The sequence below is a fragment of the Legionella sp. MW5194 genome (genome assembly GCF_016864235.1).
Classification (GTDB): Bacteria; Pseudomonadota; Gammaproteobacteria; order Legionellales; family Legionellaceae; genus Legionella_C.
In genome coordinates, this window is record NZ_CP045733.1 from 18,162 (window position 1) to 30,487 (window position 12,326).

The following is a 12,326-nucleotide window of genomic DNA, read 5'->3' on the forward strand; positions in this document are numbered from 1 at the left end:
AAATGGAACATACTTCGTATGCCTATGGTTTGTGGTTATTGGTCATTGTCAATTCGGCTATTTTCATTTTGTTTGCGTACAGTTTTACCACCACGTTTAAAACAAGGCGAGATTGGCGCGCCTTTGGTGCTTTTTCTGCGTTTGTCATCGCTTATTTTACCGAAATGTATGGTTTTCCTTTAACCATTTATTTTCTGTCAGGATGGCTTTCTAAATATTATCCTGGAGTAGATTTATACGGTCATGACAGTGGTCATTTACTCCATACCCTGCTTGGCTTGAAAGGTGATCCCCATTTTGATGTCTTTCATATCTTAAGTTTTGTCTTCATTATCGGCGGTCTTTGGATGATTGCATCCGCCTGGGGTACTCTTTATCGTGCTCAAAAGAAGCATCAACTTGCAACCAGTGGGCTGTATGCCAAAATTCGTCATCCGCAATATGATGGGTTTATTCTGGTGATGATTGGTTTTTTATTGCAATGGCCAACCATTCTGACCTTAATCATGTTTCCTATACTGGTTTATATGTATGTTCGTCTCGCACGTAGGGAAGAAAAAGAGGTTTTGGCGGAGTTTGGTGAGGAATATCAACGCTACGCTGCGGTTACTCCTGGGTTTATACCTCGTTTTGGTAAACAACAAGACAGTAAAGGAGGTGCACCATGATGTTTATGTTTCACAGTGCCGAGATGCTCGGCCTTATCGCAATAGCGCTTGGAATCATGTTGGTCGTCTGGGCATTACGTAATGAAGGCAACAGTACTGGATTAAGCAAAGTATTTGGATGGCTGATTGTCATTATTGGGATTTTAGGGGAATTATGCAGTTCTTATTACGCAATTAAATACTGGTATGCAGGCTATTTCCAGATGCCAATGATGTCAGGTGAAGCATTCCTATTTCATGTGGCTCAGATGTTGTCTTTGATTGCTATAGCGTTTGGTATTATTTTGGTTGTCTGGACTTCACGTCACGAAGGTTTCGGTATTTCGTTGGCAAAAGTTTTTGGTTGGCTCATCGTTCTCTTTGCGATTTTAGGAATGATTTGTAGTGCTTATTATGCCACTGTGTATTGGCATAAAGGATATATTCAAACGCCTACTGGTATGCCTCTGTTGATGCAACATCAAATACCGATGCAGAAACAGTCACCCAATCAATAGTCCTGGTAAGTGCCATAATAAATTGTTATGGCACTTATAATTTTCCATTGTAGAGAAGGAGTCCCTCAATGATGCTTATAAAACCCAACTCCTTTAATATCAGTCCACAACGTGGTTTGGTGGCAAAGGAAGCATTGATCGACACGGGCTTCATGCTCATGAGCCACTTTTTTTGAAATCATATTAAAATGCTCCATATAATGACTGGGTGGCGCTTGGTGGCATTGAGCACAATCCATTGAACTCGGAGATGGGTGCCTAAATTCAGAGAGGCTCCAATGAGCCGTTTCATGACAAGCAGAACAATCGTCGCCAAATAACTTAAAGTGCTTGTCCTTGTTTTGATGACATGAGGCGCAGCGTAAAGTCAGTTCTTGAGGTGATGAATGGGGGTTGACCCGTAATGTGGACTTATTGGATTCGTTCTGCGCTAAAAAGAGCATAACTTGATTAATAATCAACTGTTCTTCTTCATCATTTGCATTTGAAAAGGCACGAAGTTGCTGAAGTCCTAACGAAACCAAAGCATTGTGATCCATCTGGGTGATACGTGCTGTTCTGCCCTGGTGCTCTCTATGACATTCAACACAACTGCCTATGTTGGCATGAAAGGAGGTCGGCTGGCGTTTTAACAGAGATTCGTTGTTGGCATGGCAGACGTTACAGTTCGCTGCCTCAACCCCTTTCACAGGCGTATGACATGCAGTGCAGTTGTGACTTAAAAACGAGTGGGCTTTGGAAAGTTCTCCGGGGCTTGCCATTCTTTGCCACTCCGCTACGTTCGTCAAACTGCTCACCTCATCTCCATGAGAAGACAGATAATAGGCCATAAAAGACAGTGCCGCGATTACGGTAAGGGCAGCGAGGGTAGCCCAACTCAGCTTCATTGAAACCACCTTAATCCAAAATAAATTCCAGACCAAACGTGCAAACCCAGCAGAACATACAATACCAGTGCTGTAATAATGTGACAGGTTAACCATTTTTGAAACAGGCGCTTGAAGTGCTCGTGAAAACGAATGGCGTATTCCAGCTCAGAGATGGCATCTGCTAAACACAAAGCGCGTACTTCTGCTGACTTGATTAACTGACCATCCAGTGCGGTGTCTTCAAGAAGCCAGGAAAGAAAGCGAGCTGTCATAAGATGTAATTTCCCGATGTTTTGCTTGGGGTGTGCGCTTGCTTGTAATTCTTGAGCTACGATTTGGTATTGCTGTTGTAATCCCAAGAGGATTGTCTTTTTTTCATCGATTTCCTGAGTCATAAAGCCCATGAGATAACGGCCAATAAAACCACTGAGCGTGACAATGAGCGTCATAGCAGTCAAAGCAATGCCTAGCGCGCTATTAAATTTATGTCCTGTATGAATCAAGACTAAAATCGAGCCGATAATACCTGTGTAAATATGCCACGACAACAGCGTATTCATGGACACATAGTGTGTTACCCAATTTTTCAAAAATGAAATGCGTTTAACAAAGAGGTAGAGGAGCGGAATCAGCATCAATATCGAGCCACTCACCCCAAACACACCACCCCAAAAACTCCCGGCAAAACGAGAAGACGTATGGACTGCAAAGCCTAGCCATGTAATAAGCATTAGAAGTACTAACCCCAAAACCATCATACGTCCTTGCGCATTCATTAAGCATCCACCTCAATGTTTTGAGTCGCTTTGGCCTGACAGGCTAAGATAAGCCCCTGTTGTTTGTCTTCCTTGGAAAGTGCATCTTCACAAGCCATGGTCACTTCCCCCGACAGCAATTTCACTTTACATAACCCACATTGCCCGGTTCGGCACGCATTATCAATCGCTATCCCATTGGCTTCAGCGATTTCAAGAAGGGTACGGTCCGGCAGAATTGGAACCATTTTTTCGGATTTCCTAAACGAAACCATCGCACGGGTATCGGCTTTGATGAAGTCTTCTTGGACTATTTCTGGTTTCTTTTCTGGTCCAAATGCTTCTGTTAGAATCAAATCAGCGGGCACGTTAAGCTCTTTTAAGATACCAAGGATAGCTTCCATCATCGCAGGAGGACCACAAACGTGGATACGATGAGAGGCAATATCAGGGACAAGATGGCTGATGATATTCTTGGTAAATAGGCCTTGTAACCCCATCCAAACGGTTCCCTCTGAACGCAGCATCGACGCATACACATGGAGATTCAGGTATCTTTCTTGAAGTTGCTCTAATTCTTCGCGAAAGATAAACTCACTCGTCGTGCGACAACAATACAGCAAATAAATGTCATTGTGCCATCCAATATCGGTGAGATAGCGGATGATACTCATCATGGGGGTAATGCCGACCCCGCCACAAATCAGTACAATGCTCTTTGCCTCTTCCCCAGTAAAAGTAAATTTACCATTAGGTCCCATCACCTCCAGTAAATCCCCTTCCTTAATTTCGTCATGCAAATAACGGGAAAACACGCCTTGTTCTTCCCGCTTGACCGTGATGGCACAATAATGCAATTGGGTTGGGGTGGACGCCATGGTGTAACTGCGTCTTATCGTTTTACCATTAATTAAGGCGGTGAGCGTAATGAACTGGCCAGGATAATAGGTAAATGGCAAAGCCACCTCATGGGTTGATGCCAAATGATACGTTTTGATTCCTGGTGCTTCTTGAAAGATACGGCAAACACGAAGTTGTCCTTCCCATTTCTCTTCCGGTTCGGTGAGCGATCTCATGACCGGAAATTGGGGGACTGGACATTTATGCGCGGGGCAGGTAGGAGGGGTAGTTGGGGCTGTTTCTGATGGCACTTTAGAAGCTTGAGAGGATTTAATGGGCTCCACTGATGTTAAGGAAGGGGTTGGTTCAGGTGTTTTTGAGAATTGGGGTGAGGTATCCAAAGGAGCAGCCGTATTTTGTTGGATTAAGCGATCGAGCAAAGCAGCCGCTCTTCTCATTTTGAAAAAATACATCCAAATCATGACCAAAAAAAACAGAGCAAATAGCGCAATAATCGTTAAATGAAAAAAAGGCCCCCCTAAGACATTCTCGGCTTGCGGACTAGTTGGAAGAAGATTCATTTCTCGTTTAAACCACTGCAAGGCGATGTCGCTTGGATTTTTTCCTTCAGAAAGGGCGCGAAGTGCGGCCAGTGCACTCTCATATTGCGCAATCCCTTCTCGTAATTTCTCTAAAGCTTCCTGCATTTTAGCGTAATTGTTAGTGCTGGATGCCAACAAAAGCTCGTTAAGCCCACCTTTCATGAGCGCGATGCCTGAGGTGATGCGCTGGTGTGCCTTTTGTTGAATTTCAAGGCGTTTTTCAGGGGATAATGTGGGTAAACTCATTAAAGAAGGGTAAAGCTCCTTAGAGGGAGTCCCTATATTTTTCATCATGCCACTCATTCCCTCGCCTTCTTTCTCCTTTTCTCCTGGATGATGTGCGGCATGCTCATCCGCTGTGGGTTGTGCAAAGGAAACAGAGGCCATCGCCAACAGGAAAGAAATGGATAATGTTCGAACCCATCGAAGTAAGGTAAACTTTTTAGTGTATTGAAACAGCATCCTTTCTCTCCAAAAGCTCACTTAACATGACGATTCAAAAAATGGTTAAAGTGGAGCAGTCTGCACGAGTGTTTTCCCGCCTCATATGAGTTTATTCACTATTCTGTAACCGATTTCCAATCACTCGAAAGGGATGACTACGAATTTATAGAAAATTCATTTCATTGATTAGAAACCCAGTCCAATCAGTATATTATAGTTTACCTTGTCTTTCTATGTGAGCTCATGACCAATAATCGCTTCGGCGCTTTGTACAATATTCTGAATTTCTTCGGTAATTTCTTCTTGGCGCAGTAAATTGAGACGATGGTTTAATGCATTTTTTTTATTTTCTAAGCGATCTAATGCCTGGTTTAAGTGAAACAGTCTTTGATGATTCTCCGCAAAAAACGATTGATATAAAATCGAATAACACATGGCCAGTAAATAATGCTCCACCAAGTCAGCGAAAAACTGGTCTTTGGAACCATTCAAAACGGGTGGCACAGAAAAATAAGGCGCAGGACTTGTATCCAACTCTTTAAAGGGTTGCCAGGTTTTTGCTTGAATTTGATTGTGCTCTTCCTCATTGAAGAGAATAGTCCATTGCCAAGAATGCCATGTCTTATTTCTTTGCAATAAGGCTTTTTCTAATGTTTGTAACACGTTTGAAATCACGTCTGGGATTTCTTCAATGGCATTGGGTCCATCGATTGTTGCTATGACACGAGGGTCATTAGGCATTTTTAATGCCAGTTTATGCCCTACAAGAATGAGTGCTGGTTCCAATTCAGAATGGTGCTCTTTGTGCACGTCTAACTGATGAAGCACATTATCATTAAAAGAACCACAAAAGCCGCGTTCTGAGCCAATAAGAATAGAAACTAAGGGAGGATTTTCTTGTTGATTCATGGGGGGCATGGGATAGAAACTTAAAAAATCATGACTCACCTCACTAATGGTTTTAATGACGTTGTCCTGCATGGAAAGACATTGAGTGATTTTGCCCAGTTCAATTAAAGAAAGATTTTTCATGGCCGTCATAATGTGGCCAATTTCTTCTAAAGTATGAAGATGTTCTTTGAGTTTGGTTCGTTTCGTCATGATACCATCCGGGTATTAAGTGATACTCATTGCTTTGGAGTGGATAATGAGTCCGTTCTATGCCATTAGCCATTCTTTTATCGCTTTTTCCCATTGTTCTCGTGGGTTTCCCAAGGATAAAGTGCTCTGTTTTATTTCTCCCTCTATTTTTTTGAGAATTTTGGGGATGTCTTCTAAATTCAATTCGTCAAAGAAACCCTCATTGTAAGCAATTAGCCATGCGAGTTGAAATTCAATGGGTAGTGGTGAAAAACGTTCTTGTTTTAGAATTTCTCTTAAAATTCTCCCTTTTTGAATCTGCTTTTGCATTTTGGCATCCAGTTTCGCCCCAAAGCGGGTGAACAGTTCCAAATCAAGAAATTGCAGGTAATCAAGTTTCATTCGACCGGATTCTTTTTTAATTTGTGGATGCTGCGCTTTACCACCGACTCGTGAGACCGATTTGGTGATATCAATGGCGGGAAGAAATCCAGAAGAGAATAAGGATTCATCAAAAAAGATTTGCCCATCGGTGATGGAGATGAGATTCGTTGGAATATAAGTAGCCATTTCACCTTCTTTGGTTTCAATAATAGGCAACGCGGTCATACTGCCGCCGCCCATAGCAGGGGAAAGACAGGTGGAGCGCTCTAATAAACGGGAATGCAGATAAAAAATGTCCGCAGGAAATGCCTCACGTCCAGGAGGTCTACGCAGTAAAAGGGACAGTTCACGATAACTATTGGCATGAGCACTCAAATCATCATAGACCACCAGGGTATCTAAGCCCTTTTTCATCCAGTGCTCGGCAATGGCGCACCCTGCAAAAGGAGCTAGATAAAGTAATCCTGGTAAGGCCGTCGCTTGGGCCACCACAACAGTCGTATAGTCCAAGGCATTGGCTTCTTTTAATAATTGAATGGTAGAGCTTACTGTAGAACGTTTTTGGCCAATCAACACATAGACACAATACACATTTTTATCTTTTTGATTCATCACAATGTCAAGGGCTAAAGCACTTTTACCAAGCCCATTATCCCCAATCAGTAACTCCCTTTGTCCTTTTCCGATGGGAATTAGATTATCAAGCATCTTATTTCCCGTGTACAATGGTCGATTCACAAAGTCGCGGTGAAGAATAGGTGGGGACAGCCTATCCAGTAATCCTTGTTCTTCATGGGGCGGAATCTCACCGCCGTCTAATGGATGGCCTAGAGGATCAATCACCCGCCCAAGCAGTTTATCGCCTACTGGAATACTCAATACGCGTTTCAGAGGAAAAATAGGGGTGCCTGCCTTTAATTTTTTGGTTTGTACCAGCATCACAGCGCCAACCAGATCTTCGGTGAGATGGAACACCATGGCAATACAGCACTCATCTTCTGAAATAAGAATTTCATCGATGGCAGCCCTTGGTAAGCCCTTAATCCAGATAATCCCATCTCCAACAGAAACCACCCGCCCTTGTTCGGATACCTTGATTTGAAATTGATAGCGCTCAAGGCGTTGTCGTTGCTTCTCAAGAAAAGAAGGGGTGTTAGGCCAATTCATTTTTTGTCTCTGTAAAGAATTTTAATTCATCACGAAGATTGGCTTGCAAGCACATGGGGCCCATTTGCAGGGTTAATCCCGCGAGAAGCTTTGGATTTTCCGTGAAACAGACGGTAAGTTTTTTAGGCGACAATTGTTCAATGACTTGCAAGAGATCCTGTTTCTGATGTTCTTGGATGGGGTAGGCCGTTTGTATCGAAATGGTTTCTTCTTCCGGCACAGTATTGAGCCATTGCCATTGTTCTACCGGAAAATGATTCAGATCCTCAATGGTTTTTTTAATGATGTTCTCTTCAAGATGGGCATCCGCAAAAGGCATTAACAATTTTTCAGCAAATTTCCCAGCCAATAGAAACGCTTCCTTGGCATTGTTTTCAATGGTGGCTGCGGCTTTTTGCATTTCATGGGAAAAAACCTGCTCTTTTTCTTGACGCAATTGTTTTTCAAACCGGAGTCTTTCTTCTGATTTCCATTGCTCCATCGCCTCATGCCACTCGTTTTGTAGGGTCGCTTTCTCTTGTTGCCAATCGGCAAGGCGATGTTCATAGGTTGTTTGCAATTGCGTTGCTTGCCTGTGCAGTGTTTGTGCAGTCTCTAATTGTTCTTGCACTCTTTTTTTTCGTTCTAATATGGTTTTTTGTATGGGCTCATAAAGAAAGCGTTTCAAAATCCAAATGAGAATAAGAAAATTAATGAGTTCTAATGAAAAAGTGGTCCAAGAGAGTTCCATTGGTTTTATCCCTGTTGCGTTACAAAATAAGACAATAATGGATTTCTAAAGAGGATAATCAAAACAATCACCAAACAATAAATGGCTAACGACTCGATCATGGCCAAACCAATAAATAAGGTTCTGGTGATGGATTTTTCGGCTTCAGGTTGCCTTGCCAAAGCATCTAAGGCGTGACTAATCGCGCGCCCCATGGCCAGAGCTGGCCCTATAGTTCCTATGGCAATGGCTATTGCTGCAATAACGGTTGACGCTAAACTAAACCAACTTATGTCATTCATAACGATTCTCCTTGGCTTTTAAGCTCATGGGCTTGAATGCCCCCAGCAATGTAAATTAAGGCCAGCATGCCAAAAATATACGCTTGGATGATGGCTTCAATAATATGTAAAATGAGTATTGGAATAGGAACTAAAAATCCGGCAATCATGAGGACAATCAGGGCGGTTAATTGCAAGCTCATGATATTACCAAACAAGCGGACGGCCAATGCTAAGGTTCGAGAGATTTCGCTGATTAAATGAAAAGGCAATAAAAAAGGAGTTGGCTTAATATAATGTTTCAAATACTCTCGCCACCCCTCGGCACGAATTCCAAACCAGTGTACCGATAAAAAAGTTATTATCGCAAGGGATGCCGTCACCGATAAATCCGCCGTTGGTGAATAAAATCCCGGGATAACACCGATTAAATTGGAAACAAGGATAAAAATCCACAAGGTGGCTACAAAAGGAAATATCAACTCAACGTGGTTGGGCAATACTTCTTTTATCGCATCGTACATGGTGCTCAAAACACCCTCCCAAAGGAGTTGGTACGTGCTTGGCTGTAGGAGAGAGCATTTGTAAGTGGTACTCCATGCCATGATGAATAAGGAGATCATAATGAACCACGTGGTTAAGACGCTTTGTGTGATGGGTAATCCACCGATTGAAAAGGCAAAATGCGCTAAGAATCCTTCTTCTCCCACGGTTAGTCCTTAATTAAAAGATACACGTTAATGGCACCAATAATCACCCCAAGGAGGATTAAATTGATGGTCCAACTCATGGAATACCCTTTTATTTTCTCATCGAGCCAAACCCCGAGATAGGCTCCTGCAATGATGGGTAACACAAAAACAAAGCCTAAAGTACCCAGGTAAACTGTTTGGGCTAATAACGTTGATTTTCCCTTTTTAGCTTTATTGATTTTGCGGACGTTTCGTTTCACTTGTTGTTCCAGTTCCTTGTTTGAATTTTTAAATTCCATAGCTGTTCTGCCGGTTTAATTCCCATAAACGCTTTAACATTTCTTCATCCAAACGATGCACGCTTTCTTTAGTGCGCAATAGATTGTTTTCTTCCCAATGTAATTCTTCCGCCAGGACCCTTTGTATGGCTTGGTATTCTTTATGGCGCACATAATGTCGTGTCGCAATATGCAATTGATTGTCAATGAAATAAACCACGGCACCTGGCAATGCTAAGTATTCCGTCTCTTGATTTTCATCACGAAACCAGGCCAAGCCGAATTTTAAGCACGTCATCATTCGGCTATGATGAGCTAAAATTCCAAATTGCCCAGAAGCATCCTCACCCACAAAACTGATGACCTTATCGATTTTTTCATATTGTGTGGCACTCTTAAGATGGATAGTAAAAAGCTCCATGTCCGTCGTTATCTCCCTTTATCCATGGCACCTCTCATGTAACACTCTTCTTCTGAAAATTCATCGTAATCGCCTCTTAGAAAGGATTCGCAATCGGTTAATGTGTGTTCTAATGAAACCGATTTCCCTTCCATTCCTGTTTGAAGCTTGGTGACATGAAAGGGTTGGCTAAGATAGCGCTGCAGTTTACGTGCTCTTAACACAATAGCACGGTCTTTAGGAGAAAGCTCTTCAATCCCCATCATAGAAATCATGTCTTCTAATTCTTGATAATGTTCAAGGTGTTCTCGTACGGCTTGTGCAATGGAATAGTGTCGCTCGCCCAATAGGATTTTATCCATAAATTGACTCTTGGAAGCTAAGGGATCTACGGCGGGATAAATGCCTTTGCCTGCTTGTGCGCGAGAGAGTACGATGATGGAATCCAAATGAGTAATAATCCCGGTCACCGCCGGATCGCTCATATCATCAGCCGGAACATAAACCGCTTGTACCGAAGTCACTGCTCCTTTGGCAGTCGATGTCATGCGCTCTTCAAGTTCCGCTATCTCAGTCATTAAGGTGGGTTGATAACCGACACTGGCCGGCATTCGGCCGAGTAGGCCTGAAATTTCACTGCCGGCTTGCACAAAACGATAAATATTATCCACAAGAAAAAGAACCTCATGGCCCAACGTATCACGCAAATATTCCGCATAAGTTAATGCCGATAACCCTGTGCGAAAACGCACTCCCGGTGATTCGTCCATTTGACCAAACACCATGAGGGTTTTATCCATTACGCCTGCGGATTTCATCTCATGCCACAATTCATGTCCCTCCCGAATACGCTCGCCAACACCAGCAAAGACGGAGGTTCCTTGATGCAATTGAATAATGGCATGCATCAATTCCATCAGGAGTACGGTTTTTCCAACTCCTGCACCACCAAACAATCCCGTTTTAGAGCCCCTGACGAAGGGACAAAGTAAATCAATGACCTTAATTCCTGTCTCAAGAATGGTTTCTTGAGTGCTCGTCATTTGAAGTGGTTCTGATTTGGCTAGAACATCACGATATTCATTGGTTTCTAATGGTGGGCCGCCGTCTAACGGCTCACCAAAAATATTTAAAAGGCGGCCCAAGCATTCTTTTGAAACGGGAATTTGTAACGAAGTGCCTTGGTCATAAACTATTAAACCTCTTTGCAATCCTGAGGCACGGTGGAGCGTGATGGCTCTCACATGATGCTCATCAAGGTGCTGACACACTTCCAAAATGTATTCATCACTGTCCGTGTAAGTTTTAAGAGATTGATGCAAAGGAGGCAGTACATCACAATGTATCCTGACAACAGGGCCATTGATTTCGATTATCCTGCCGATGGGAGTTCCATGACTTTGAGCAACAGCCGTGTTTTTATCCATCATTTTCCAATTGTATTCATGACCCATGAATTAGGTGTCGTCCTATTCTCTCTATTTTTACATCACTTTATGGAATTTTAATATAACAGAGTTTGAAAACAGAGAGCAAAATGCTAATTAATAACAGCCCGCCTCAAATCTAAAAAACAAAAGCTATGTAGGAGGTCTCATCAATCTGCACACCCATGTCACTGGGTTATATGATGATACACCAAACCATCCCTTTATAGAGTTCAATGAAATAGGTAGGCTCTGAATAGGCCAATCTTAATGGGCTACTGACAATAGGGCTCTTAGACATCTCATAAGAGCTCAGGTGATTTGAGTCAATTACCCTAGGATAGGCCTCTCTTATAGAGGAGTTATTGGTTTTTCATCATGGGACATCCCATCATTTGCCTATCCATCATCATCTGCATCATTTGCGTCATCATTTGCATCATTTTCATACGTTGATCCATCATCTCGGGTTGTTTTGCTGTATCATCGTGCATACTTTGCATCATCTTCATGCCTTTTTGCATGGTGTGCATGCCTTCTTCCATCATGGGCATTTGTGTTTGCATCAACGATTTCTTTTCTTCCGTTGTTTTTGCATTCATAAGCTTATCATGCATCTCCTGCATTTGTTTTAGTGCTTCTTGCATTTGCTTCATTTCGTCTTGCAGTTGGGTTGACTGCTGATTAGAGCTTTGCATTCCCATATTATTCATTTGAGAACCAGAAGGCATATCTTCTGCGAAGAGTGGCGTGGCAACCAAGCTGCAAGCGGCCAATAAAATGAACGCATTCCTTTTTAACATAATGAAATCTCCTTATTATTTTTTCAATGAATTGTTTGGACTGAACATCCTACTATAGCACTACATGAACAGGGGATGAAAAGCAAAAAACATACTTGTTCATGTTAATGCCAACCTATTCCTCCCGTGTTGTGTCCTTCATAAGTATGAGAAACACGGTGTGAATTATTGGTCGTTGTTGATGGGGCGCAAGAGATCAACAAAAGTATCGCGCTCATTATCCCAATAACTGCTTTAATAAGTCTCTGCTTTGGCATATCTATGCTCCTTGCAATGAAATAAAGTGAGAGAGAATCAATATAAAAACAACCCACCTCATTTTATAAATCATTTATATAATATAGCACCGTTTAGAAATACGCAGTGCCAGTCATGACTACTTGTTGAAAAAATCAGTTGTCTTTTGGAATAGGGAATCTATACCTCCCCA

At 42.4% G+C, this 12,326-nt stretch carries 14 protein-coding genes; 2 read left to right on the forward strand and 12 right to left on the reverse strand.

The features are described from left to right. Nucleotides 1-2 precede the first annotated feature (2 nt). The gene (locus GH742_RS14790) at nt 3-668 is read left to right on the forward strand and encodes an isoprenylcysteine carboxylmethyltransferase family protein (protein ID WP_021460678.1); all 666 of its coding nucleotides are present in this window, start codon (nt 3-5) and stop codon (nt 666-668) included. After that, nucleotides 665-1,165 (forward strand): hypothetical protein, encoded by a 501-nt coding sequence (locus GH742_RS14795; protein WP_021460677.1) that lies wholly within the window; start codon nt 665-667, stop codon nt 1,163-1,165. Before GH742_RS14790 ends, GH742_RS14795 begins: the two co-directional genes overlap by 4 nt. A 65-nt stretch (nt 1,166-1,230) precedes the next feature. Here the strand turns inward: GH742_RS14795 and GH742_RS14800 are convergent, their stop codons facing one another. The 12 genes from GH742_RS14800 to GH742_RS14855 all read right to left on the reverse strand — a co-directional run bounded on the left by GH742_RS14800 (nt 1,231) and on the right by GH742_RS14855 (nt 11,896). Further along, nucleotides 1,231-2,052 carry a hypothetical protein gene (locus GH742_RS14800; protein WP_021582716.1) on the reverse strand — a complete coding sequence of 274 codons (822 nt, stop codon included), beginning with the start codon at nt 2,050-2,052 and terminating at the stop codon, nt 1,231-1,233. Further along, entirely contained in the window at nt 2,049-2,810 is a 762-nt protein-coding gene (locus tag GH742_RS14805) for a hypothetical protein (protein WP_021460709.1), read from the reverse strand. Before GH742_RS14805 ends, GH742_RS14800 begins: the two co-directional genes overlap by 4 nt. After that, nucleotides 2,810-4,693: a 2Fe-2S iron-sulfur cluster-binding protein gene (locus GH742_RS14810; protein ID WP_021582717.1), complete on the reverse strand. Its 1,884-nt coding sequence runs from the start codon at nt 4,691-4,693 to the stop codon at nt 2,810-2,812. Before GH742_RS14810 ends, GH742_RS14805 begins: the two co-directional genes overlap by 1 nt. Before the next feature lie 213 nt (nt 4,694-4,906). Then, on the reverse strand, nt 4,907-5,776 hold the full coding sequence (locus tag GH742_RS14815; RefSeq protein ID WP_021460706.1) for a FoF1 ATP synthase subunit gamma: 870 nt from the start codon (nt 5,774-5,776) through the stop codon (nt 4,907-4,909). A gap of 57 nt (nt 5,777-5,833) precedes the next feature. Then, on the reverse strand, nt 5,834-7,306 hold the full coding sequence (locus GH742_RS14820) for a F0F1 ATP synthase subunit alpha (RefSeq protein ID WP_021582718.1): 1,473 nt from the start codon (nt 7,304-7,306) through the stop codon (nt 5,834-5,836). Further along, nucleotides 7,293-8,036, reverse strand: a complete 744-nt coding sequence (locus GH742_RS14825) for a F0F1 ATP synthase subunit delta (RefSeq protein WP_021460705.1) — start codon at nt 8,034-8,036, stop codon at nt 7,293-7,295. Before GH742_RS14825 ends, GH742_RS14820 begins: the two co-directional genes overlap by 14 nt. A gap of 5 nt (nt 8,037-8,041) precedes the next feature. Then, on the reverse strand, nt 8,042-8,317 hold the full coding sequence (locus GH742_RS14830; RefSeq protein WP_011946148.1) for a F0F1 ATP synthase subunit C: 276 nt from the start codon (nt 8,315-8,317) through the stop codon (nt 8,042-8,044). Continuing rightward, nucleotides 8,314-9,006, reverse strand: coding sequence for a F0F1 ATP synthase subunit A (locus GH742_RS14835; protein ID WP_021460704.1), 693 nt, complete (start codon nt 9,004-9,006; stop codon nt 8,314-8,316). The genes GH742_RS14830 and GH742_RS14835 overlap by 4 nt, the downstream gene beginning before the upstream one ends. Nucleotides 9,007-9,008: 2 nt before the next feature. After that, a complete protein-coding gene (locus GH742_RS14840; RefSeq protein WP_011946150.1) occupies nt 9,009-9,287 on the reverse strand; it encodes an AtpZ/AtpI family protein in 279 nt (92 codons plus the stop codon). Beyond that, nucleotides 9,277-9,687, reverse strand: a complete 411-nt coding sequence (locus GH742_RS14845) for a F0F1 ATP synthase subunit epsilon (RefSeq protein WP_058393158.1) — start codon at nt 9,685-9,687, stop codon at nt 9,277-9,279. The genes GH742_RS14840 and GH742_RS14845 overlap by 11 nt, the downstream gene beginning before the upstream one ends. Before the next feature lie 8 nt (nt 9,688-9,695). Next, nucleotides 9,696-11,120 (reverse strand): F0F1 ATP synthase subunit beta, encoded by a 1,425-nt coding sequence (atpD, locus tag GH742_RS14850; RefSeq protein ID WP_058393157.1) that lies wholly within the window; start codon nt 11,118-11,120, stop codon nt 9,696-9,698. Between the two features lie 335 nt (nt 11,121-11,455). Continuing rightward, nucleotides 11,456-11,896 (reverse strand): substrate of the Dot/Icm secretion system, encoded by a 441-nt coding sequence (locus GH742_RS14855; RefSeq protein ID WP_021582720.1) that lies wholly within the window; start codon nt 11,894-11,896, stop codon nt 11,456-11,458. Nucleotides 11,897-12,326: the final 430 nt, after the last annotated feature.

Coding starts and splice junctions, on each gene's coding strand:
- GH742_RS14855 (WP_021582720.1), bottom strand. CDS start 11,896: ATGTTAAAAAGGAATGCGTTCATTTTATTGGCCGCTTGCAGCTTGGTT.
- GH742_RS14795 (WP_021460677.1), top strand. CDS start 665: ATGATGTTTATGTTTCACAGTGCCGAGATGCTCGGCCTTATCGCAATA.
- GH742_RS14810 (WP_021582717.1), bottom strand. CDS start 4,693: ATGCTGTTTCAATACACTAAAAAGTTTACCTTACTTCGATGGGTTCGA.
- GH742_RS14845 (WP_058393158.1), bottom strand. CDS start 9,687: ATGGAGCTTTTTACTATCCATCTTAAGAGTGCCACACAATATGAAAAA.
- GH742_RS14800 (WP_021582716.1), bottom strand. CDS start 2,052: ATGAAGCTGAGTTGGGCTACCCTCGCTGCCCTTACCGTAATCGCGGCA.
- GH742_RS14840 (WP_011946150.1), bottom strand. CDS start 9,287: ATGGAATTTAAAAATTCAAACAAGGAACTGGAACAACAAGTGAAACGA.
- atpD (WP_058393157.1), bottom strand. CDS start 11,120: ATGGGTCATGAATACAATTGGAAAATGATGGATAAAAACACGGCTGTT.
- GH742_RS14830 (WP_011946148.1), bottom strand. CDS start 8,317: ATGAATGACATAAGTTGGTTTAGTTTAGCGTCAACCGTTATTGCAGCA.
- GH742_RS14825 (WP_021460705.1), bottom strand. CDS start 8,036: ATGGAACTCTCTTGGACCACTTTTTCATTAGAACTCATTAATTTTCTT.
- GH742_RS14815 (WP_021460706.1), bottom strand. CDS start 5,776: ATGACGAAACGAACCAAACTCAAAGAACATCTTCATACTTTAGAAGAA.
- GH742_RS14790 (WP_021460678.1), top strand. CDS start 3: ATGGAACATACTTCGTATGCCTATGGTTTGTGGTTATTGGTCATTGTC.
- GH742_RS14805 (WP_021460709.1), bottom strand. CDS start 2,810: ATGAATGCGCAAGGACGTATGATGGTTTTGGGGTTAGTACTTCTAATG.
- GH742_RS14820 (WP_021582718.1), bottom strand. CDS start 7,306: ATGAATTGGCCTAACACCCCTTCTTTTCTTGAGAAGCAACGACAACGC.